Annotated in this window: 21 protein-coding genes and 1 riboswitch; of the genes, 7 read left to right on the top strand and 14 right to left on the bottom strand. The window is 71.3% G+C overall.

The genetic code is table 11. From position 1 onward, the window contains the following. Nucleotides 1-4: 4 nt before the first annotated feature. The 3 genes from cobN to U3649_RS02595 are packed head-to-tail and all read left to right on the top strand — an operon-like array spanning nt 5 to nt 4,769. Nucleotides 5-3,919, top strand: coding sequence for a cobaltochelatase subunit CobN (gene cobN / locus U3649_RS02605; protein WP_407353340.1), 3,915 nt, complete (start codon nt 5-7; stop codon nt 3,917-3,919). Next, nucleotides 3,916-4,407 carry a MotA/TolQ/ExbB proton channel family protein gene (locus tag U3649_RS02600; RefSeq protein ID WP_149196315.1) on the top strand — a complete coding sequence of 164 codons (492 nt, stop codon included), beginning with the start codon at nt 3,916-3,918 and terminating at the stop codon, nt 4,405-4,407. The genes cobN and U3649_RS02600 overlap by 4 nt, the downstream gene beginning before the upstream one ends. Beyond that, nucleotides 4,407-4,769 carry a DUF2149 domain-containing protein gene (locus tag U3649_RS02595; RefSeq protein WP_407353339.1) on the top strand — a complete coding sequence of 121 codons (363 nt, stop codon included), beginning with the start codon at nt 4,407-4,409 and terminating at the stop codon, nt 4,767-4,769. The genes U3649_RS02600 and U3649_RS02595 overlap by 1 nt, the downstream gene beginning before the upstream one ends. Before the next feature lie 118 nt (nt 4,770-4,887). Here U3649_RS02595 and U3649_RS02590 read toward each other — a convergent pair whose 3' ends face one another. From U3649_RS02590 to U3649_RS02555, 8 genes are all read right to left on the bottom strand, one after another. Then, nucleotides 4,888-5,352 carry a metallophosphoesterase family protein gene (locus U3649_RS02590; protein WP_407353338.1) on the bottom strand — a complete coding sequence of 155 codons (465 nt, stop codon included), beginning with the start codon at nt 5,350-5,352 and terminating at the stop codon, nt 4,888-4,890. A 190-nt stretch (nt 5,353-5,542) separates the two neighbouring features. Continuing rightward, on the bottom strand, nt 5,543-5,920 hold the full coding sequence (locus U3649_RS02585; protein WP_407353337.1) for a VOC family protein: 378 nt from the start codon (nt 5,918-5,920) through the stop codon (nt 5,543-5,545). A gap of 74 nt (nt 5,921-5,994) precedes the next feature. Further along, nucleotides 5,995-6,696, bottom strand: coding sequence for an RES family NAD+ phosphorylase (locus tag U3649_RS02580; protein ID WP_407353336.1), 702 nt, complete (start codon nt 6,694-6,696; stop codon nt 5,995-5,997). Further along, entirely contained in the window at nt 6,697-7,110 is a 414-nt protein-coding gene (locus U3649_RS02575) for an antitoxin Xre/MbcA/ParS toxin-binding domain-containing protein (RefSeq protein WP_407353335.1), read from the bottom strand. A gap of 530 nt (nt 7,111-7,640) precedes the next feature. Next, nucleotides 7,641-8,132 (bottom strand): hypothetical protein, encoded by a 492-nt coding sequence (locus U3649_RS02570; protein ID WP_407353334.1) that lies wholly within the window; start codon nt 8,130-8,132, stop codon nt 7,641-7,643. 39 nt (nt 8,133-8,171) lie between these two features. After that, nucleotides 8,172-8,537 carry a LysM peptidoglycan-binding domain-containing protein gene (locus tag U3649_RS02565; RefSeq protein WP_407353333.1) on the bottom strand — a complete coding sequence of 122 codons (366 nt, stop codon included), beginning with the start codon at nt 8,535-8,537 and terminating at the stop codon, nt 8,172-8,174. A gap of 331 nt (nt 8,538-8,868) precedes the next feature. After that, nucleotides 8,869-9,687 carry an NADPH-dependent 7-cyano-7-deazaguanine reductase QueF gene (queF, locus tag U3649_RS02560; protein WP_407353332.1) on the bottom strand — a complete coding sequence of 273 codons (819 nt, stop codon included), beginning with the start codon at nt 9,685-9,687 and terminating at the stop codon, nt 8,869-8,871. 318 nt (nt 9,688-10,005) lie between these two features. Continuing rightward, nucleotides 10,006-11,388, bottom strand: coding sequence for an amidohydrolase (locus U3649_RS02555; protein WP_407353331.1), 1,383 nt, complete (start codon nt 11,386-11,388; stop codon nt 10,006-10,008). Nucleotides 11,389-11,778: 390 nt separating this feature from the next. Here U3649_RS02555 and U3649_RS02550 point away from each other — a divergent pair, with 390 nt between their 5' ends. After that, the gene (locus U3649_RS02550) at nt 11,779-12,324 is read left to right on the top strand and encodes a VOC family protein (RefSeq protein WP_407353330.1); all 546 of its coding nucleotides are present in this window, start codon (nt 11,779-11,781) and stop codon (nt 12,322-12,324) included. Nucleotides 12,325-12,460: 136 nt separating this feature from the next. Next, the gene (locus U3649_RS02545; protein WP_407354529.1) at nt 12,461-13,045 is read left to right on the top strand and encodes a DUF1801 domain-containing protein; all 585 of its coding nucleotides are present in this window, start codon (nt 12,461-12,463) and stop codon (nt 13,043-13,045) included. A gap of 54 nt (nt 13,046-13,099) precedes the next feature. Here the strand turns inward: U3649_RS02545 and U3649_RS02540 are convergent, their stop codons facing one another. The 4 genes from U3649_RS02540 to U3649_RS02525 all read right to left on the bottom strand — a co-directional run bounded on the left by U3649_RS02540 (nt 13,100) and on the right by U3649_RS02525 (nt 18,510). Continuing rightward, complete coding sequence (locus U3649_RS02540; protein ID WP_407353329.1) at nt 13,100-14,119, bottom strand: ribonucleotide-diphosphate reductase subunit beta; 1,020 nt, start codon at nt 14,117-14,119, stop codon at nt 13,100-13,102. Between the two features lie 180 nt (nt 14,120-14,299). Then, a complete protein-coding gene (locus tag U3649_RS02535) occupies nt 14,300-16,729 on the bottom strand; it encodes a ribonucleoside-diphosphate reductase subunit alpha (protein WP_407353328.1) in 2,430 nt (809 codons plus the stop codon). A gap of 229 nt (nt 16,730-16,958) precedes the next feature. Then, a riboswitch (cobalamin riboswitch) is annotated at nt 16,959-17,201 on the bottom strand. A 147-nt stretch (nt 17,202-17,348) separates the two neighbouring features. Beyond that, a complete protein-coding gene (locus tag U3649_RS02530; protein ID WP_407353327.1) occupies nt 17,349-17,762 on the bottom strand; it encodes a DUF3037 domain-containing protein in 414 nt (137 codons plus the stop codon). Continuing rightward, on the bottom strand, nt 17,743-18,510 hold the full coding sequence (locus tag U3649_RS02525) for a HipA family kinase (protein ID WP_407354682.1): 768 nt from the start codon (nt 18,508-18,510) through the stop codon (nt 17,743-17,745). Before U3649_RS02525 ends, U3649_RS02530 begins: the two co-directional genes overlap by 20 nt. A gap of 157 nt (nt 18,511-18,667) precedes the next feature. On the opposite strand from U3649_RS02525, the gene U3649_RS02520 reads away from it, so the two are divergent. Continuing rightward, nucleotides 18,668-19,468 carry a fructosamine kinase family protein gene (locus U3649_RS02520; RefSeq protein WP_407353326.1) on the top strand — a complete coding sequence of 267 codons (801 nt, stop codon included), beginning with the start codon at nt 18,668-18,670 and terminating at the stop codon, nt 19,466-19,468. Between the two features lie 54 nt (nt 19,469-19,522). On the opposite strand, the gene U3649_RS02515 is transcribed toward U3649_RS02520, so the two are convergent. Next, nucleotides 19,523-20,116, bottom strand: a complete 594-nt coding sequence (locus U3649_RS02515; protein ID WP_407353325.1) for an FMN-binding negative transcriptional regulator — start codon at nt 20,114-20,116, stop codon at nt 19,523-19,525. Beyond that, entirely contained in the window at nt 20,113-21,090 is a 978-nt protein-coding gene (locus U3649_RS02510) for an alpha/beta hydrolase fold domain-containing protein (protein WP_407353324.1), read from the bottom strand. The genes U3649_RS02515 and U3649_RS02510 overlap by 4 nt, the downstream gene beginning before the upstream one ends. Nucleotides 21,091-21,265: 175 nt before the next feature. Between U3649_RS02510 and U3649_RS02505 the strand changes: the two genes are divergently transcribed. Further along, nucleotides 21,266-22,024, top strand: a complete 759-nt coding sequence (locus U3649_RS02505; RefSeq protein ID WP_407353323.1) for a helix-turn-helix domain-containing protein — start codon at nt 21,266-21,268, stop codon at nt 22,022-22,024. The last annotated feature ends 105 nt before the right edge of the window (nt 22,025-22,129 follow it).

Below are 22,129 nucleotides of genomic sequence, written 5' to 3'. Positions count from 1 at the left end.
GCGCGTGTCGCGATGGCTGCTGGCGCTCGTGGTCCTGTCGGCATGGGCGCTGCCGGTGCCCGCCGCCGAACCATTGCGGGTCGTGGTGGTGGCGACCGATTTCACCCTGCCGGGCAAGACGCGCAAGCTCGATCGCTGGGGCCGCGCGCACGGCGTGCGCGTCGAGCACCTGTCGATCGACCGGCCGCCGCCGGGCGGGCCGCACGAGTGGCTCGCCGGCGCCGGCCTGGTGATCCTCGATGCGCCGGTGGCCAGCCACGCCGAACGCGTACGCGCGCTGACGGCGACCGCCCTGGCCGAGCACGGCCTGCCGTGGATCGCGGTGGGCGGCGGGCCGCCCGCCGCCGCCGGGCTGCAACCGGCGCAGGCGCAGCGGCTGGCCGGGTACTACCGCGAGGGCGGCGAGCGCAACTTCCGCCACATGCTCGACTGGCTCGGCCGCTGGCATCGCGGCGAGGCCAGCGACGCGGTGCCGCCGCCGCAGGCGATGCCGGCGACCGGCTACTACCACCCGCAGGCCGCGCAACCGTTCGCCGGGCTCGACGCCTATCTCGACTGGCAGCGCGCGCGCGGCCACGGCGACGGCGCGCGCGTGGCGCTGGTGATCTCCAGCCATGCGCTGTCGTCCATGCAACTCAGGGACATCGACGCGCTGATCGCCGCCGGCGAGGCACGCGGGTTGCTGCCGATCCCGTTCTGGTTCGAGCGCGACGATCCGGACGGACTGATGGACGGACTGCGCGATGCCGGCATCGTCGCCCTGGTCAACCTGACCCACCTGGGCAACGGCGAGCAGCGCAGGCGCGATTTCGCCGCGCTCGACGTGCCGGCGCTGATCGCCTCGACCGCGCGCGGCGTCAGCGTGGACGAATGGCGCAGCGAGGCCAGCGGCTTGAGTCCCGCGGCGATGGCGACCCTGCTGGCGGTGCCCGAAGGCTGGGGCATGAGCGATCCGGTGGTGCTGGCCGCGGTCGAGGATGGCGAGCCGGTGCCGATCCCGGAACAGGTCGAGCTGCTGGCCGACAAGCTCGCCGCGCTGGCGCGGCTGCGCGAGACCGCCGCCGCCGACAAGCGCCTGGCGCTGATGTTCTGGAACTACCCGCACGGCGAGCGCAACCTGTCGGCCTCGCAACTCAACCTGCCGCGGAGCCTGGAACGGGTGACCGCGGCGCTCGCCGAGGCGGGCTACCCGGTGCCCGCGACGACCGAGCAGGCCGTGATCGACGCCGGCCAGGCGCTGCTGGCCGGCTGGTACCGGCCCGAGACCCTGCCCGACCTGCTCGAACGCGATCTCGCCGCCACCCTGCCGCTGGCCGAGTACGAACGCTGGCTGCGGACGCTGCCGCCGCGGCAGCGCGAGGCCCTGCTCGAGCGTTGGGGCGATCCGGCCGACAGCCCGGCGGTGGTCACGGCGGACGGCGCGCCCGCGTTCGCGATCCCGCGCTGGCAGCTCGGCGAGTTGGTGGTGCTGCCACAGCCGCCGCGCGCCACCGAGTACGGCGTCGCCACCCACGACGGCGCGGTACCGCCGGCGCACGCCTACCTGGCCGCCTACCTGTGGCTGCGCCTGCGGCACGATCCGCACGCGCTGATCCACTTCGGCACCCACGGCACCCAGGAATGGCTGCCGGGCAAGGACCGTGGCCTGTGGGCGCACGACTGGCCCAACCTCGCGCTCGGCGCGCTGCCGGTGTTCTACCCGTACATCCAGGACAACATTGGCGAGGCGGTGCAGGCCAAGCGCCGCGGGCGCGCGGTGACGATCAGCCACCAGACCCCGGCGTTCGCGCCGGCCGGCCTGTACGACGAACTGCGCGACCTGCACCACCTGGTGCACGAGTACCAGATGGTGGACGAGGGCCCGGTGCGCGAGACCGCGATGCGGCGCGTCCGCGACGGCGCGATCGCCGCCGGCATGCACGCCGACATCGGCTGGAGCGAGGCTGCGATCGACGCCGACTTCGACGGCTTCTTCGCCGCCCTGCACGACCACCTGCACCAGCTCGCCCGCAGCGTGGTCCCGCTCGGCCTGCACGTCTTCGGCGTGCCGGCGGCGCCCGAGCACCGGCTGTCGACGGTGATGCAGCAGCTCGGCGACGACTACTACGCGGCGCTGGGGCTCGATCCGCAGGAGGTGTTCGCCGAGGACTTCGCGCAGCTGCAGGCGAGCGCGCCGTACCGGTTCCTGCAGCGCTACCTGCGCGAGGGCGAACCGCCGCGGGACATCGACGATCCGGCGCTGCGCGCGCTGGTCGAGCGCGCCGTCGCCGGCGACCGCCGCCTGGCCGAGACCGGCGAGATCGAGGCGTTGCTGGCCGGACTGCGCGGCGGCTTCGTGTTGCCGGGCGAGGGCGGTGATCCGGTGCGCAACCCGGAGGTGCCCAGCGGCCGCAACCTGTATCCGTTCGAGCCGGACAAGATCCCCACCCACGCCGCTTGGCAGGCGGGCGGGGAGGCCTTCGAACAGCTGCTCGCGGCGCATCGCCAGGCGCACGGCGGTGCTGCGCCGGACAAGCTGACCTTCGTGATGTGGTCGGTCGAGACCGTGCGCCACCTGGGCGTGGTCGAGGCGCAGGTGCTGCACGCGGCCGGCCTGCGGCCGGTCTGGGGCCGGGGCGGCGAGGTCGAGCGCATCGAGATCGTCCCGCGGGCCGAACTCGGACGCCCGCGGATCGACGTGGTGGTGCAGGTGACCGGCAGCTACCGCGACCAGTTCGACGGCTTCATGCGCAAGCTCGACGCCGCCCTGCAGCAGCTGTCGCGGCTGGACGAACCCGGCAACGCCATCGCCGCCAACAGCCGCAGGATCGCGGCGTCGCTGGCGGAACGCGGCGTCGATGCCGAGCGTGCCGTCGCGCTCTCCCGCCTGCGCCTGTTCGGCAACGCGCCCGGCGACTACGGCACCGATCTCGCCGATGCCGTGCTCGACTCGACCGCCTGGGAGACCGAAGCGCCGCTGGCCGAGCAGTTCCTGGCGCGCCTGCAGTACGGCTACGGCGGCGGCGACTGGGGCGTCGGCGGCGGCGCGCTCGGCAACCTGCTGGCCGACCAGCTCGCCGGCACCGACGGCGTGGTGCTGCCGCGCTCGTCCAACGTCTACGGCGTGCTCAACACCGACCACGTGTTCGAGTACATGGGCGGGCTGTCGATGGCCATGCGCAAGATCGACGGCAGCAGCCCGGCGCTGTACCTCAGCGACCTGCGCACGGGGGCGCCGCGCACCACCACCGCCGCCGAGTTCCTCGCCACCGAGCTGCGCAGCCGCTACCTCAACCCGCAGTGGATCGGCGCGATGCAGCAGGAGGGCTACGCCGGCACCCTGCAGGTGCTGGACGTCGCCAACAACCTGTTCGGCTGGCAGGCCACCGCACCCGGGACCGTGCGCGGCGACCAGTGGCAGGCGCTGCACGACACCTACGTGCGCGACGCGCGCGGGCTCGGCATCGACGCCTGGTTCGAGCGCCACAACCCGACCGCGCAGGCGCAGCTGGTCGAACGGATGCTGGAGGCGGTGCGCAAGGGCTACTGGGACGCCGACGCGCAGACCCGGCGCGAGCTGGCACGGCGCTGGCAGGCGCTGACCGCCGAGCACGGCGCCGATGCCGGCCCGCAGGCGACCCGCGAGTTCATCGAGCAGATCGCGTCCGGTTTCGGGCTGGAGGCGGGCACGCCGGCGCAGTCCGATGCGGCCGCACCGCCGCCCGCATCGGCCGATGCCGCGATGCCCGAATCCGAATCCCAGCCCGCGGTCGCCGAGGCCGCGCCCGTGCGCGGCCAGGTGATGCAGGAGGTCGAACGCGCGGCGGCGCCCGAACCGCCCTGGCAGGCCTGGCTCGGCGGCCTGCTGCTGCTCGCCTGCGTCGGCCTCGGCGGCTGGCGCCAGGCCCGCATCCCCACACATTCCTGGAGTCACCCATGAACGGTTTCGAATCCGCCCTGTACCAGATCGCGCACGTGTTCCTGATCCCGGTACTGGTGCTGGTCGTGCTGGCGCTGGTCTACACCTTCTTCGCCCTCGGCGGCTTCCTGGTCGAGGCCTGGCAGCGTCGCGACCGCGGCTACCGCTCGCCACTGGCCGCACATCACGCCGCCACCGGCGCCAGTTCCGCGGAGATGGAGCTCTGGGTCATGCACCGGCTCGAATGGCTGCGCATTACCGCGCGCAGCGCGCCGATGCTGGGCCTGGTCGCCACCATGATCCCGATGGGCCCGGCGCTGCTGGCGCTGACCCGGAACGATGCCGCCAGCGTCGGCGAGAACCTGGTGGTCGCGTTCTCCTCGGTGATTCTGGCCCTGATCAGCGCCTCGATCGCGTTCCTGGTCCTGACCGTGCGCCGACGCTGGCTGCTGCAGGAGCTGGTGGCGATCGAGCGCGCGCAGGCGCTACAGGGCGGAGCGGCGGCCTGATGCGCTTTCTCGAGACCGACGAGCACGACGATCCGATCCTGTCGGTGGTCAACCTCGTCGACCTGTTCCTGGTGGTGATCGCGGTGCTGATGATCATCATCGTCAGCAACCCGCTGAACCCGTTCTCCGACAAGACCGTGGTGGTGGTGGAGAACCCGGGCCAGGCCGACATGCGGATGCTGGTCAAGGACGGCGAGGAGCTGCGCGAATACGAGTCCAGCGGCGAGATCGGCGAGGGCGAGGGCGTCAAGGCCGGCGTCGCCTACCGCCTCGCCGACGGCCGCATGGTGTACGTGCCGGAAGCGCCGGCCGGTGGCGGATCCGGCGACGGCGCGGCATCCGCCGACGGCGCGGTGCAATAGCGGATGACGCCCGCGTGCGCAGCGGCGTGGGGCGACGGGGATGTGGAGATTGCGGGGGCCGCTGCCTACGGAAAGTGCCGTCGCAGCTGCGTCGTTACGGAGCGGCCGGCAGCGAGCCCTACGCGGCAAGCAGGTCCACGATCCGCGGCGTGACCGTTCCGCCGGACACCAGCAGCTCCGCCGCCGTGACCGGCAGCTTGAAGCGCCGCGGGCCGGCGCTGCCGGGATTGACGTACAGTACGCCCGCGCGTCGTTCGATCAACGGCTTGTGCGAATGCCCGGAGACCACCACGTCGATGCCGGCGGCCGCCGGGTCGAAATCGAGCCGGCTGCGATCGTGCAGCACCAGGAAATGCACGCCGGCCAGTTCCACGCGCAGGGTCCTGGGCACGTCCGCGGCCCAGGCGGCGACGTCGATGTTGCCGCGGATCGCGGCGAGCGGCGCGAGCGCGGCCAGCGCGTCCAGGATCTCCGGCCGGCCGATGTCGCCGGCATGGACGATATGGTCGCTGCCCCGCAGGAAGGCGATCGCCTCGGGCCGCAGCAGGCCATGGGTATCGGAGACGAGGCCGATGCGGGTCATCGATGTGGCGCCTTTCTTCCTGCGACAGCGACGGCATGCCGTCGCCGCTCCCGCACGGGGGAATGCAACGGCATGACGGCACACATGCTTGCTTCTGTGGGAGCGACGGAAGTCGCGACGCCGGCGCGCCAGGGTGTCGGTCGCGACTTCCCGGCGGTGGCGTGCCACCGGCACTTCCGAACGGTGGTGCTCATCTGCCCGAGTAGGTGACGGCCTCGATCTTGTTGCCGTCGGGATCGCGAACGAACGCACCGTAGTAGTTCGGGTTGTACTCGGGCCGGAGCCCGGGCACGCCGTCGCTGGTGCCGCCATTATCCAGGGCCACGCGATGGAACGCGTCCACCTGCGCGCGGCTGCCGGCCGCGAACGCGATGTGCACGCCGTTGCCCGGGGTCGCGGGCGTGCCGTCGACCGGGGTGACCAGGCTGAAGAGGAAGGTGCCGGCACCGTAGTGCAGTTCGCCGACGTCCTGTTCGAGCAGGCGCAGGCCGACGACGGCGAGCACCGGGTCATAGAATGCGCGGGCGCGTGAGACATCGTTGGTACCGAGCGAGACGTGATGGATCATGCGGCGCTCCTGTGCCGGATGGGAACGCCCACAGGGTATGTCGCGTGCGTGGAAAACCGGTGACGGCGACGCGGCTATCGATTGCGCCGCAGATCGCTCGCATGCAGTACGCGTTCCACCACGCCGGGCGTGCGTTCGACGGTGACGGTCTGCGCAATCGCATCGATGCGATAGGTCAGGTAGTGCTGCAGTAGCGGTTGGCTCAGCGGTTCGGCGCGGAACGCTGCCAGGCAGCTGCCGTCCGGCCAGCGCGCCGAGGGATACAGCAGGCCGGGCAGGCCCTGGGCGGCGGCGTGCTTGCCGATGGCCTGCGTAGCGGCGTAGTCGTCGTCGAGCAGCTCGGGGTGCTCGGCCTCCTTGCCGCGCAGCTCCAGGAACAGGCCGCGTGCGCGCACCTCGTACACCGCGCGGTAACGGGTGACCGGCGCGGCCACGCCTTCGATCGCGACCAGCTGCTGCAGCTGGTGCCAGCAGGTCTCGGCGATGCCGGTGTCGGCGTCCAGGGCGCCGTACCAGACGCGCACGCTGCCGTCGCCGTAACGGCTGGCGACGGTGCCGTCGCTGGTGAAGGGATAGCCGATCGCCTGCGAGTAGTGCAGGCCGCGGTCGACCACGCCGGTGCGGGTCGGCCGCATGCGCAGGTCCGCGGCCAGCGCTGCGGCGCGGCCGGCGCCGTCGGGCACCAGGTCGTCGAACAGGTCCGCCGACACCCGCAGCGAGGTGATGTTGCGCAGCAGCCGGCCGTCGAAGTCGGTCAGCCGGTCGTACAGTGACATCTACTGGCCCCGCTGGAAATCGACGAAGCGCGCGATCCGCGCCAGCCCCACCAGGCCTTCCTCGAGCATGATCTCGAGCGGCGTGCGCCCGTCGAGCATCCGGTTGCGCCGGCGCACCCAGCCGAAGCGCAGTTCCGGGTCCTCGGGGAACAGCAGGCGCAGGCCCTTGTGGATGCCGAGCAGGTAGCCGGCGCGGTCGAGGGTATCGCGGCTGTTGGGCAGCGCGCGCTCGCCGCGGCGGTACTGGGCCAGCACCTTGCGGCTCTCGGGGCTCATGCCGAGCAGGGCCAGCTGCTGCTCGGTGGGCAGCGCCCACTGCTCGAACAGGGCGGCGAGGATCCGGGCGAGATCGCGGCGGGTGTCGTCCCGGGCCAGGTCCGGAATACCGGGAAGGGCGTGGGCGGGCGTGGACATGAGGGATTCCTGTTTACGTGGCTACATAATACGGGGATATAACCCCAAAATCCAGGAAACGGAAATCGGGATTCAGGAGATCGACGGCTGAGGTTGGGATGGGCCGCGCCCGCCGGCGCGCCCGCTCGCCTCAAAAGAGGGAGCGAGCCGAGGGCGACGGATCCTGCCGTCGGACGAGCCAAGGCCGCGGCACTCGATATTCCTTGCAGCGTTGCCTGCCGGGCGCCGTCCGCCCCCACCCCAGCCCTCCCCCGTAAACGGGGGAGGGAGCAGGCGGCGGGATGCCGGATGTCCCGTGGCGCCTCGTCTCCCGCCTGGAAATTTGGGATGGGCCGGACCGGAGCCGACGGATCCCGGTCGGACGAGCCACTGCGGGGCGAGCGGCGGCCGCCGCCCGCCCCGCCCTCCCCGTCAAACGGGAAAGCGGATTGCGGCGAGTTCGGGGCGGCCCGGCGCAAAAAAAGGGCGCGACTCGCGTCGCGCCCGTGCTTGCCCGCCTTGCGGCGATGAAATCGGTGATTCGGCGGCGGTTACTCGACGGTGAACTCGCGGGTCTGCACCACCTCGTCGTCGAGCAGGATCTCGAGCTTGTACTGCCCCGCCGGCCACGGCTCCGGGCTATTGATGCGGAAGTTGGTCACGCCGTTGCCGCTGAAGGTGAGCATCTCGCTGCTCTCTTCGACCAGCTGGCCGTCCTGGTAGGTCCAGCGCGCGACGAGCTTGCCGTCGACGCTGGCGGCGGGGTCGCTGGTGGCGGTGCTGACGGAGGCGATGATGGTGTCGTCGGTCGGTGCGAAGCTGGTCTTGGGCTCGGCGACGGGTGTGTTCTCGGCGGCCTCGGTGCCGAGCTGGACGTCGACGACCGTGGCGCTGGCAGCCGGTGCGGCGGGTTCGGTGGCCGGCGCCGGTTCGGTGGCCGGTGGCGTCGTCGGCGTGGCGGCCGTGTCTTCCTGCTGGCGGCAGCCGGCCAGGGCGATGGCGCCGAACAGGGCGGCGGTCAGGATCGGGGTGAGTCGCTGCATGGCGGCGTTCCTTGTGTCTGGCTGGAAAACGGGTGGCGATCAGGCCGCGCCGGGCGCGTCGTCGTCGAGATCCGGGATCCTGAGCGTCTGCCCGGGATGGATGAGGTCGGGGTTGTCCAGCTGGTCGCGGTTGGCGTCGAAGATCGCCTTCCAGTGCCCGGCCGAGCCGTAGAACCGCTTGGAGATCTGCGACAGGGTGTCGCCCTTCTCCACGGTGTGGCTGCGTCCGCCGCCGGCGGGCGCCTCGGTGGAATCGACCGAGCCGCGGACCTGGCTGAAGTCCGCCCGCGGCGCCTCCGCCTCGGTGCTGTCGGTGCTGCTGCCGACCTTCGAGAAATCGGCCTTGCCGCTGCCCGACGACGGCGACAGGGTCCGGGGTTCGTCGGGTTTCGAGGGATGGCTCATGGCGGGCTCCGTTGCCGGTTGCAGGCGTGAGCGTCCCATGCCGCCTGTTAAGGATTCATTGCGGCGCCGTGAATTCCGGGTACGGATTTCGTTTGCGGTCCCGTCCGGGCCGCAACGACGCCGTGCTGGAGGACGGCAAGGCCCTCCGACGTGATCCGCACCTCCTTCACCTCCCGTAGGAGCGCACCGCAGGGGCGCGACCGCGCAGCCGGATACGCGTGTTCGCGCCCCTGCGGTGCGCTCCTACGGGCAACCGGTGTCCCGGTAAGGGGTATCCGGGCATCACCTTGCGGCACCTCGCCTACGGCATCGCGGCCGGCGGCGGTGGCCGCTACTGCCGCGGCGTGCGCGCCGGCGCGGGGGCGGGCAGTCCGGGCGTGCCGCGCCAGGGATTGATGTCGAGCCCGCCGCGGCGGGTGTAGCGCGCCTCGACCGACAGCGACCGCGGGCGGCAGCGGGCGAGCAGGTCGACGAAGATGCGCTCGACGCACTGCTCGTGGAAGTCGGCGTGGTCGCGGAACGACACCAGGTAGCGCAGCAGGCCGGCGCGGTCGATGCGCGGGCCGCGGTAGGCGATGCGCATGCTGGCCCAGTCGGGCTGGCCGGTGACCGGGCAGTTGGACTTGAGCAGGTCCGAGCACAGTGTCTCGTCCGCCGGATCGGCGGCGTCGGCGCGCAGGTGGCCGGGGTCGGGCGGGCCGTAGCCGTCGATGTCGAGCTCGAGCGCGTCGATGCTGGCGCCGGCGTCCGCTTCCGCATCGACGGCCGGCAGGCCGAACGCGACCGCCACCGCGCCGCCGGCCGCCTGCGACAGGTCGCCGGCGATCCGCGCGCGGACCTCGACATCGCTGCCGAACCGGGTGGCGTTGAACGAGTTGAGGTACAGCTTGAGCGACTTCGACTCGACCAGCCGCGGCGAGTCGGCCGGCACGGTGAAGGTCGCGGTGGCGACCCGCGGCTTGCCGCGGGCGTCGAGCCAGCCGAGCTCGTAGGCATGCCAGCGGTCGTGGCCGATGAACGGCAGCGCCTCGCCGTCCAGGCCGAGCGCGTCGCGGCCGAGCCTGCGTTCGATCGGATACAGCAGCGAGGCGTCGTAGCGGCGCGGGTAGGCGGTCTCGCGGCCGAGGACCGGGGTGCGGGGAGAGTCCATCGCGCCATTTTAGCGGCCGCGGGCAGGTTTCACCGGCGCCGTCGCTCCGGAAGGGGCGCGGCGCCCGAATGTCGGCTCTTGCGTGTTCGCGCTTGCCGAAGTGCGTTCCGTGGCGGGGCAGAACGGCGTCGCGACTTCCGTCGCTCCCACAGGAAGGCAGAATGCTCCCACAGGAAGGCAGAACCGGCGCCGGGCGAAGCGCTCGTCGCGGTGGAGAGCGACGGGGTTCGCGAAGCAGCCCTTACAAACGGCGACGAACCTACTGGGCGGTCTCCTGCCCTTGTGGGAGCGACGGAAGTCGCGACGCCGACGCAGTGACTAGAGGCGGCCCGCCAGCGGCGCTGGCGCGACCGGCGACTGCGCCGCGGCGCTCTCGTTGCCGCCTTCCAGGTAGTCCAGCGCCACCTGCAGCATCGCGCGGAAACCGAGGTCGAGCGCGGACTCGTCGACGTCGAACTGCGGCGAGTGGTTGCTCGGCGCGGTGGCCGGGTCCTCCCCCACCGGCGTGGCGCCGACGAAGAAGAACATCCCCGGCACCTGTTGCGCGTACAGCGAGAAATCCTCGGCGCCCATGATCAGCGGCAGCTCGACCAGCTTGCCGGCGCCGGCCGCGGCGGCCAGGCTCGGACGCATGCGTTCGGTCAGCGCCTCGTTGTTGAAGGTGACCGGGTTGCCGGCGTCCGCCGGGATCTGCGCCTCGACCGTGGCGCCGTTGGCGGCGGCCACGTGCTCGGCGATGTGGTTCAGCCGCGCGAACACGTCCTTGCGCATGTCCTCGTCGAAGGTGCGGATGGTGCCGACCAGCTCGACCTCGTCGGGGATGATGTTGTAGCGGATGCCGCCGTTGATCGCGCCGAAGGTGACCACCACCGGCTGCTTGCTGATGTCCATCTGCCGGCTGACGATGGTCTGCGCCTGGGAGATGATCTGCGCGCTGGCGACGATCGGGTCCACCCCGCCCCAAGGCCGCGAGCCGTGCGTCTGCCGGCCGATCACCTTCAGGCCGAAGCGGTCCGATGCGGCCATCATCGGCCCGGCGCGCACGCCGACCTGGTCGGCGTTGAGGGTGCTGAACACGTGCAGGCCGAACACCGCATCTGGCGTGAAGTCCTCGAACACGCCCTCCTTCAGCATCAGCGCGGCGCCGCCCTCCTCGCCCTCCGGCGCGCCCTCCTCGGCCGGCTGGAACACGAACAGGACCTCGCCCGGCAGTTCCTCGCGCATGCCGGCCAGCGCCTCGGCCACGCCCATCAGGATCGCGGTATGGGCATCGTGGCCGCAGGCGTGCATCACCCCGGTGGTCTGGCCGCGATAGGTGTCGGTGACCTTGGAGGCGAACGGCAGCCCGGTCTGCTCGGTGACCGGCAGCGCGTCCATGTCGGCGCGCAACGCGATGCGCGGGCCGGGCCTGCCGCCCTTGAGCACCGCGGTCACGCCGGTGTGGGCGATGCCGGTCCTCGGCTCCAGTCCCAGCGAGCGCAGGTGCTCGGCGACCAGCTGCCCGGTACGCGTCTCGCGATTGCTGAGTTCGGGGTGCTGGTGGATGTCGCGGCGCCAGGCGACCACCTTGTCCTGCAGCGCCTGCGCGGCGGCGGCAACCTCGGCGCGCGGCGCGGCGGGGTCGTCCTGGGCGGCCGCGGTCGCGGCGGCGAAGGACGGGATCGCCAGCAGCGCGGCGGCGAAACGGACGCGAACGGACATCGGCAGACTCCAGGCGGGGACCGGACGATGCTAACCCGGGCGCCGGAATCCGGCGAAACGGCTGCCGTCCGGGCGCTACGCGGCGCGAGCGCCTGCCGAACGCAGGGTTGCGGCGGCGGAACCCGCGGCGGCCGGCCGCACCGAGTGGCCGTCGTCGCATCCGGCGCGATGGCGGAGTCGCGAGGCACCGTGTCGCCGGGTCACCCGTCGCCATATCGCCTCGCCCTGTCGCCCCTGTCGTCGTAGAGCGGAGCTTGCTCCGCTGCTTCTGCATGGGAGCCACCTGGCAAAGGGCAGCGGAGCAAGCTCCGCTCTACGCATGTTCGTGACTTCCGCATTGGCGGGGCGCGTGGCCGGACGTCCGGGCCCGCCGGGGCAGCCAACCGCCGAATGACCGTGCTCACCGTCGCGCGACGGCGGGATGCCCCCGCGTGGCGAACGCGGGCGGCCGATCAGGAATCGAGAAGCGTTGGCCCCGCGCCGCATCTAGCATGGCCGTCCGATCCGCACCGAGCAACGGCCGTCATGAACATCACCATTCACGCCAGCTTTCTCCCGCACAACGATCCCGACGCCTCCCTGGCCTTCTACCGCGACACCCTCGGCTTCGAGGTCCGCAACGACGTCGGCTACGAGGGGATGCGCTGGATCACCGTCGGCCCTGCCGGCCAGCCCGGGACGTCCATCGTCCTGCAGCCGCCGGCCGCCGACCCCGGCGTCACCGAGGAGGAGCGCCGGGTCATCGCGGAGATGATGGCCAAGGGCACCTATGCCGGCATCCTCCTGGCCACCGCCGACCTCGATGGCGCCTTCGCGCGGCTGCAGGCCAGCGACGCCGAGATCGTCCAGGAGCCGACCGAGCAGCCGTACGGCATCCGCGATTGCGCCGTCCGCGATCCCGCGGGCAACATGATCCGTATCCAGGCGCTGCGCTGAGCCATCCGGCGACCGCGGCGTGGCCGGGACGGCACGGCACCGTCCGCGAAGCGGCCCGTGCATGACGCCGGTGGCGGCCGTTCGACGGCCGCCACCGGCGCTCCGATGATGACTTCCCTCGACTGGAGTGAACGCGATGGCCGGAAAGACGTCAAAAAGGGCCGCAAAGAAGCCGACAAGGAAGGCCGCAACGAAAACCGCGAAGAAGGCCACAAAAAAGCCCGTGAAGAAGCCCGCCGCAAAGCGGGCCGCGGCGAAGAAGGCGGCCGGGCCGCGCACCGCGGCCGCCAGGAAGGCCGCTGCCGGGCAGGCCCCCGCAAAGCCGGTCCTGCTCGCGGGCGGCAACCCGCAGATCGCCAAGGGCTACGGCGACGCCCCCGTGCAGGCCTACATCTCGGCCATGCCGGGCTGGAAGCGCGACGTCGGCCGCCGCCTCGACGCGCTGATCGCGCGCACCGTGCCCGGCGTGCGCAAGGCCGTCAAATGGAACTCGCCCTTCTACGGCGTCGAGGACGGGAGCTGGTTCCTCAACATCCATTGCTTCACCAGGTACGTCAAGGTGGCGTTCTTCCGCGGCGCGTCGCTGCGTCCTCTCCCTCCCGGTGAGTCGAAGCACAAGCAGGTGCGCTATCTCGACATCCACGAGGACGACGAACTCGACGAGGCCCGGTTCGTGGACTGGGTGAAGCAGGCCAGCCGATTGCCCGGCGAACGAATGTGAGGCGATGACGAGCGGGGTTTTCCGCGGCGATCGCCGCGCTTCCCGGCGGGCCGCTCAGAAGGCCTCGTCGAACGCCACCTCGCCCTGCACGCCGACCTGGTAGGCGGACACGCGCCGCTCGAAGAAGTTGGTCAGCTCCTGTACGTCCTGCAGGTCCATGAAACCGAACGGGTTGCGCGAGCCGAAGTGCTTCGGAAACCCGAGTTGCGCCAGGCGCTGGTCGGCGCAGTACTGCAGGTACTCGCGCATGTCCTTGAGCGACAGCCCGGCGACGCCGCCGGACAGGGTGTCCTCGGCGAAGGCGATCTCGCAGTCGACCGCCTCGCGCAGCATCTCCACCACCTGCGCCTCGAAGGCCTCGTCGATCAGGTCCGGCTCCTCCTCGCGCGCGGTGCGGATCACCTCGAACGCGAACGCCATGTGGCAGCTCTCGTCGCGGAACACCCAGTTGGTGCCGGCGGCCAGGCCGTTGAGCAGCCCGCGCGAGCGCAGGTAGTAGACGTAGGCGAAGGCGCCGAAGAAGAACAGGCCCTCGATGCAGGCGGCGAAGCAGACCAGGTTGAGCAGGAACCGGCGCCGCTGCTCGCGCGTCTCGATGCGCCGCAGGTCCTGGATCGAGTCGATCCACTTGAAGCAGAACTCGGCCTTCTTGCGGATCGACGGGATGTTCTCCACCGCCGCGAAGGCCTTGGCGCGCTCGGCCGGGTCGGGCAAATAGGTGTCGAGCAGGGTCAGGTAGAACTGCACGTGCAGCGCCTCCTCGTACAGCTGCCGCGACAGGTACATCCGCGCCTCGGGCGCGTTGACGTGGGTGTAGAGGTTGAGCACCAGGTTGTTGGAGACGATCGAGTCGCCGGTGGCGAAGAACGCCACCAGGCGCTCGACCAGGTGGCGCTCGGCCGGGCCGAGCTTGTGCTTGAGGTCGTGGGTATCGAGCGAGAAATCCACCTCCTCCACCGTCCAGGTGTTGCGGATGGCGTCGCGGTACATCTCGTAGAACTGCGGATAGCGCATGGGGCGCAGGGTGAGTTCGAAGCCGGGATCGAGCAGCAGCCGATGGTCGTGTGCGGACATTGGGGTTCTCGCTTTTGTTCTTTCCTTCTCCCTTCGGGAGACGGTGCCAGAAGAGCCTGCCCCCGAGTGCTTTAGTCGGGGGCGGACGAGGGTTCGACGGAGCGGTGGCAGGCGAACCGTTGCGGGATCGCCGTACCCTCGCCCCAACCCCTCGCCCGGAGGGAGAGGGGCTGACGGCGGCTACTGGCAGGCCTCGCAGGCCTCGGGATTTTCCAGCGAGCAGGCCACGGCGTCGGTCGGCGCGATCCCCGGTTTCGACACCTCGGCCGCAACACTGCCGATCGTCGCCTTGGCGATTCGCGTCGCCGGCCGCGAGCGCAGGTAGTACGTGGTCTTGATGCCGCGTTTCCAGGCGTACATGTACATCGACGACAGCGCGCCGATCTTCGGGCTCTCCATGAACAGGTTGAGCGACTGGCTCTGGTCGATGAAGGCGCCGCGTTCGGCGGCCATGTCGATCAGCGCGCGCATCGGCAGTTCCCAGGCGGTGCGGTAGATCGCGCGCAGCACTTCCGGGATCTCGGCCACGCCCTGGACCGAGCCTTCGGCGCGCTTGATCGCATCGCGCATCTCCGGCGTCCACAGGCCCAGCTTCTTCAGCTCCTCGACCAGGTAGCGGTTGACCTGCAGGAAGTCGCCCGACAGCGTCTCGCGCTTGAACAGGTTGCTCACCTGCGGCTCGATGCACTCGTAGCAGCCGGCGATCGAGGCGATGGTGGCGGTCGGCGCGATCGCGATCAGCAGCGAGTTGCGCAGGCCGTGCTCGCGGATGCGCGCGCGCAGCGCCTCCCAGCGCTCGCCACTCGCCGGCGTCACGCCCCAGGCATCGAACTGCAGCGCACCGTCGGCGGCACGGGTGTCGGCGAACGACGGGTGGCGGCCGCGTTCGACGGCCAGCTCGCACGAGGTCTCCAGCGCGTGGAAGTAGATCTCCTCGGCGATCCGCGCCGACAGCGCCCGCGCCCGCTCGCCGTCGAACGGCAGCCGCAGGCGGAAGAACACGTCCTGCAGGCCCATGCAGCCCAGGCCGGCCGGGCGCCAGCGCAGGTTGCCGCGGCGCGCGGATTCGATCGGGTAGAAGTTGAGGTCGATGACGCGGTCGAGCTGGCGCACCGCCAGGCGCACGGTCTCGGCCAGCCCGTCGAAATCGAACTGCCCGTCATCGTCGAAATGCCGGGCCAGATTGACCGAACCGAGATTGCAGACCGCGGTCTCCTCGGCCGAGGTGATCTCGAGGATCTCGGTGCACAGGTTCGACAGGTGGATCACGTTGCCGGCCCTGGCGGTCTGGTTGCCGGTGCGGTTGCAGGTGTCCTTGAAGGTCATCCAGCCGTTGCCGGTCTGCGCCAGGGTACGCATCATCCGCGCGTACAGCTCGCGCGCCTTGACCGTACGCACCGCCTTGCCCTGCTGCTCGGCCTGCACGTAGGCGCGCTCGAACGCCTCGCCGTGCAGGTCGGTGAATTCCGGCACCACGCGCGGATCGAACAGCGACCACTCGGCGTCGGCCTCGACCCGCTGCATGAACAGGTCCGGGATCCAGTTGGCGAGGTTGAGGTTATGGGTGCGGCGCGCGTCGTCGCCGGTGTTGTCGCGCAGCTCCAGGAACTCCTCGACGTCGGCGTGCCAGGGCTCCAGGTACACGCAGGCCGCGCCCTTCCGTTTTCCACCCTGGTTGACCGCCGACACCGAGGAATCGAGCGTCTTCAGCCAGGGCACGATGCCGTTGGAGTGGCCGTTGGTGGACTTGATCAGCGAGCCGCGCGAGCGCACCCGGGTGTAGCTGACGCCGATGCCGCCGCTGAACTTCGACAGCTGGGCGATGTCGCCGTAGCGCTGGTAGATCGATTCCAGCGTGTCCTGCGGCGAATCGAGCAGGAAACAACTCGACAGCTGCTCGTGGGTGGTGCCGGCGTTGAACAGCGTGGGCGAACTGGGCAGGTAGTCCAGCTGCCCCATGCGCCGGTACAGCGCCAACGCCTCGGGCACGTCCTCGCTCAGCGCGCAGGCGATGCGCATGAAGAACTGCTGCGGGGTCTCGATCACCTTGCGCGTGTGCGGATGGCGCAGCAGGTAGCGGTCGTACAGGGTGCGCAGGCCGAAGTAGTCGAAGCCCGTGTCCAGCGCCGGATCGATGGCGTCGTTGAGCTTGCGCGCGTTGGTCTGCACGAAGTCGAGCAGGCGGTCGTTGATCAGGCCGAGCTCGTGGCCGCGCATCACCGACTGCGAGAAGGCGTGGATCTCCTGGCCCATGACCTCCTTGCCGATCACGTTGGCCAGCAGGCGCGCGGCCAGGCGGCTGTACTCGGGCTCCTCGGCGGTCAGCAGCGCCGCGGTGCGGATCGAGAGCTCGTCGAGTTCGCGGGTGCTGGCGCCGTCATACAGGCCGGAGATGGTGCGCGTGGCCACGCGCATCGGATCGATCGCATGCAGGCCTTCGCAGCAGCGCTGCACCGCGCGCACGATCTTGTTGAGGTCGACCGGCTCGCGGCTGCCGTTGCGCTTGGTCACGTGCATGGCGGTGGCGGTGGGCGGCGGGGTCAGCAGGAAGGACGGATCTGGCTGCGCGGCCGCCGGTTCGACGATCGCGACGGCGTCGTTCTGGTTCATTCGGTGTCTCCATGCAGGACGCACAGCCGCCTGACCCGCGCAGGCGGCGGAGGACACGGGCGCGCGACGGCGATGGCGCCGTCGCGGCCTCGCCCCCTCGGGCGAGCGGTCCCGTCGCAGGATGGGAAAGCGGCGTCGCAGCGGTCGCGACGCATCCGGTGACGGACGGCCGCGCGCCTGCTTCGCCAGCCATCTCCCCCCGGAGAATCCGCAGCCGGCACCGCGCGTCGTGCTTCGCGCGGCTGTCGGCAGGTCTTCGGACTTACGGGCGTGGAGCGAGGAACGAGTTCCTGCTCTTTTCCTAACCCGCCGCTTCCCGAGGCCATGCCTCAGTGCTCTGTGGCGGGGTCGTTCCCGATTACCGCTGCGGGGCAGTGCCGGACTGGCTGCATCCAGGCTGGATGGGCGTCACCGGCTTCCCGTTTTCATCCGGCGGGTAGCGACCGCCGGAACCGACGACCACAAGGTAATGGGGGAAGTGTCTCTCGTCAACACCAAATATGGTGGTGTGCCGCACGGCCTGTTGGCTGCCGCGTGCCCATGCGGGGGCGCCGCCGCCGCGCGCGCGAGGTCCCGGTTGGCGACCGGTGGTCCGCATCCGTCGCGTCGCGAATCCGTTTCAGCGCGCGTCGCTGCCCGTCGGTGCGGGCGGCAGCACCATCCGCTGCATGAGCCGTTGCAGGGTGAGGGCGGGGTCGGCGTCGCATTGGCCGGTGTGCACGGGCGACATCTGGATGACGGCGCTGCGCCGGGCGGTCAGCGAATGGAAACGCGCGCGCGGCGGCAGTCGCCCGATCGGGCCGCTGTCCGGGCCGCCGCGACAGACCGCCACGATCGCATCGAGGTGGCGGCGCAGGGCGTCGAGGTCGAGGGTCGGGTCGAGCGCGCGCAGCCGTTCCGGCCCCGGCGCGACCGCGGCGTCGAGGAAGCCCAGCGCCGGGCAGGACAGCAGCACGCCGACGTTGACGAACTCCTCGCGCTCGACCCGCGGCACGACGCGGATCACCGCGTAGTCATACAGATGCGCGTGCACGCAGGGCCTCCTCCACGAAGACGCGCCGTGCCTGCAGGCGCCGGCACAGGTGCCCGATGTAGCCGTCGCGGCGCGATGGCGCCGTCGCCGCGGTCTCGTCCAACCACGCGTCCGGCACCAGGCCGACCGCTCGCCGGATCAGCGACTCGTCCAGCACCGCCGCCATGCGCGCGTCCGCCGCTTCCAGCGTGTCCGCGAACGGCAGCAGCACATGGTCGGCGACCATCGAGAACGGGCTGGCGGCGGCCTTCTCCGCATTGTCCCAGTCGTGATGGAAGTACAGGGCGGCGCCATGGTCGATCAGCATCAGCCGGCGATGCCAGATCATCAGGTTCGGATTGCGCGCGGTGCGGTCGACGTTGCTGACGTAGGCGTCGAACCAGACGATGGCCGAGGCGAGATCGCTGTCGGGCCGGTCGGCCACGGGGTCGAAGGCGATCGCGCCGGGCAGGTAGTCCAGGCCGAGGTTGAGGCCGGCGCTGGCGCGGATCAGCGCCTGGATCTCGGGGTCGCCCTCGGTCCGGGCGAGTTCCGGATCCAGCGTGATCTTCACGATCTCGGGCACCGGAAGCCCGAGCGCGCGCGCCAGTTCGCCGGCGATCAGTTCGGCCACCAGCGCCCGGGGACCCTGGCCGGCGCCGCGGAACTTGAGCACGTACATGCCCTCGTCGTCGGCCTCGATCACCGCCGGCAGCGAGCCGCCCTCGCGCAGCGGCGTGACATAGCGGGTGGTGCGGACCGTTCTCAGGGTCGGGCTCCCGAAGGCAGGTGCAGATGGTACCCGGCGCCGCCGTCGTGCGCCGGGGCGTCGATCAGCGGCGCCTGCGCAAGCTGCGCCGGGCCCCGGCGCCGGCGGCCGTCGGCGGGGTGCGGCGCCACCGGGCCCGGCAGGCGACAATCGCGGCATGGACGCGGACCTGCGCACCCGCCTCGACGCCCTCGGCGATGGCCTGCACCCGCTGCTGCTGGCCGACGGCCGCGCCGCGATCGCCAAGCGCCGCCGCGACGCGCCGGCGGGATTCTTCGCGATGGAAGCACACGGCCTGGCGTTGCTGCGCGACGCGCGTGGGCTGCGGGTCCCGGCCGTGATCGCGCTCGCCGACGATGCGCTGGTGCTCGAGGATCTCGGCCGCGGCCGGCCGTCGCCGCCGGCCTGGGCGCGCGCCGGGCGCGCGCTGGCGCGGCAGCATGCATGCATCGCCGACCGCTTCGGCCTCGACCGCGACGGCTGGTGCGGCGACGGCGCCCAGGCCAACACGCCGATGGACGACGGCTGGCGCTTCTTCGCCGAATGCCGGCTGCTGCCGCAGGCGCGCCGCGCCCGCGATGGCGGGCGCCTCGACCGTGCCGACGCCGCCGCGGTCGAGCGCCTGTGCGCCGCGCTGCCGGCGCGCATCCCGGCGCAGCCGCCGGCGCTGCTGCACGGCGACCTGTGGCGCGGCAACCTGCATGCCTGCGGCGACGGCGAGCTGGCGCTGATCGACGCCGGCGCGGTGCACCACGGCTGGGCCGAGGCCGAACTGGCGATGCTGACGCTGTTCGGCGAACCGCCGGCGGTCTTCTTCGATGCCTACCAGGAGGCGGACCGCGACGCCGGCTGGCGCGAACGCGCGCCGCTGTACAACCTCTACCACCTGCTCAACCACCTCAACCTGTTCGGCCGCGGCTACCTGGACGCGGTGCGGCGAGTCCTGCGTGCGCGATGAACTCGAGACGCTGCGCCCGGCGCGGGATGCCGGCGCCCGGGCGGTCGCATGTGCTCAGTCGCCGCGCATGCGCAGCATCCATTCACGCAGTTCGGGATCATGGTGACCGCCCACGATCTCGGCGAAGGTCCCCGGGGCTTCGTCCTGGCCGAGCTTGAAGGTGGCATGGGTGCGTTCGACATGCGCGCGGAACGCGATGATCCGCTCGCGCAGCTGTGCATAGCGCGTGCCCATGCGGTCGACCGTCCACGGGTCGGCGCGGCCCGCTTCCAGATGGCGGGCGAGGCGTTCGAGCGCGTCGTCGGTCTCGTCGGGCACGAACTCGATCCGGACGTGGAAGCGCGCCACCGCGTAGTTCCAGGTCGGGCCCCAGGTCGGGTTCGATACCAGCCGCGGCGGGATGTAGCCCTGCGGCCCCTGAAACAGCAGCAGCGCCCGTGGCGCCGTCTGCAGCCCGGCGACCAGCGGGTTGTTGCGGGCGAGATGGCCGAAGAGCGAGGCGATGCCGCCGTTGCCGCCGCGTTCGGCCAGCAGCGGCAGCGGCGTGGCCGGCGCATCCGCCTGCAGCGGGACGACCCAGGCGAGCGGATACGCGTCGACCAGGGCCAGCACGTCCTCGTCGCTGCGCGGGGCGTACGCCGGGCTCATGCCGCGAGAAGCCTCGTCGACAGCCAGCGCGCCGCATCGTCCAGCGCGCGGTTGCTCAGGCGGGAGATCGACATCGCCTCGAGGAAGCTGTGGGTCGCGCCGGCGTAGGTCCGGACCTCGACGTCGACGCCGGCGCTGCGCAGCGCCCCGGCCATGGCGTGGTTGTCGTCGGCGAGGATGTCGCACTCGGCGACCGCCATGAACGCCGGCGGCAATCCCCGCAGGTCGGCGCGCATGGGCACGGCGAGCGGATCGTCGCGGTCGGCGTCGCCGCGCAGGTAGTTGCTCCAGAAACGGCGCATCTCGTCGGCCCCGAGCATGTACGACGGGCCATCGTAGCGTGTCCACGATGGCGTCGGCCGGTCGCTGTAGGCGCCGTAGTTGAGCAGCATCGCCGACAGCATCGGCCGGCCGAGGTCGCGCAGCCGCAGCTGGCTGGCGACGGCGAGGTTGGCGCCGGCGGAATCCCCGCCGACCGCCATCCTCGATGCCTCGACGCCGTGCGCCGCGCCGTGGCTGCGCAGCCAGTCGATCGCGTCCACGGTCTCCTCGATGGCGCGCGGGAACTTGGCTTCAGGCGACAGGCTGTAGTCCAGCGCGATCACCGCGACCCCGGCGCGCGCGGCGTACTCGCGCATCAGGCGGTCGTGGGTGTCGATGCTGAACATCGTCCAGCCGCCGCCGTGCAGGTAGATCAGCGATGGCAGGGGGGCGTCCCCGGCGCGCGGGCGCAGGATGCGCGCGCGGGTCTGCAGCGCGCCGATGCGCAGCTCCTGCGATGCGGCCATTTCCGGGCCGCCGCTGACCCACGGCGCGCGCACCCGTTCGGCGATGCGGCGCGCCTCCGCCAGCGACGCCGAGGCGAAACCGGGGAACGCCGCGTAGCCGGCGTTCATCCGCTGCAGGAACAGCCGGATCTCCGGGTCGACGTCGTTCCGGACCAGGGGCTCGGGTCGTTCACTGGCGCTGCTCATGGTGCCTTTCCTCCGAAGCGAGACGTTAGCGTCGCTGGCGCGGCAGCGTCTGGCCGGCGCAGGCCGAAGACTCCCGCGGTCGGGCCAGATGTGCGCGCGTCCGGGACGGCGGCGTTGCGCGACCGGGGCAATTGCGGTCAGATCGGGCGACGGCGAGGCGCCGGGAGGCGTTGCGGTGAAGCACAGCCAGGACTATCCGCTGAAGGCCAGGCCGGTGATCGGGCTCGAGGACGAGTACCCGGCCGGCTTCGTCGATCCCAGGCACTGCCACCAGCACGCGCAGTTCCTGTACGCCTCGGCGGGCGTGATGTCGGTGGTCACCCCGGGTACCAGCTTCGTGGTCCCGCCGCAGCGGGCCGTGTGGTTGCCGGCGGAGATGGTGCATGAGGTGTCGTGCCGGGGTGCGGTGTCGCTGCGCACGCTGTATATCGATCCGGCGTACGACACCGATCCGAACAGCTGCCGGGTGCTGGAGGTCTCGGATCTGCTGAAGGCGCTGGTGCTGGAGGTCGTGAAGTTCCCGGCCGAATACGACCTGGAAGGCCGCGAGGGCCGGATCGTCGGCCTGTTGCTGGACGAGATCAGGCGCATGCCGAGCGCGCCCTACCACGTGCCGATGCCCACCGATCCGCGGCTGGTGCGCCTGTGCGAGGCCATCATCGCCAATCCCGCCGACCACCGCGACATCGACGCGCTGTCGTCGCTGATCGGCATGAGCCGGCGCACGTTCACGCGCGCGTTCAAGCAGGAGCTCGGCATGGGGTTCGCGCTGTGGCGCCAGCAGGTGCGGCTGATGGCGGCGGTGTCGCTGCTGGCCGCCGGGCGCTCGATCACCTCGGTCGCATTCGACGTCGGCTACGAGAGCCCGAGCGCCTTCACCGCGATGTTCCACCGCGCCTTCGGCCAGCCGCCGAGCGCCTACGTCTCGCGCTGAGCCGGTTTGCGGCCGCGCCACGGCACGGTCGCCGGTCCCGTGTCGCGACTTCCGTCGCTCCCACGGTCGGTGCGCCTCCGGCGGTCGATGGTCCGCCCGGGGGCC

This window comes from Luteimonas sp. R10 (assembly GCF_045689605.1).
In the GTDB taxonomy this organism is placed as follows: Bacteria; Pseudomonadota; Gammaproteobacteria; order Xanthomonadales; family Xanthomonadaceae; genus Luteimonas.
The sequence above is the reverse complement of the archived record's forward strand: the minus strand, read 5'-3'. Positions and strand labels throughout refer to the sequence as shown.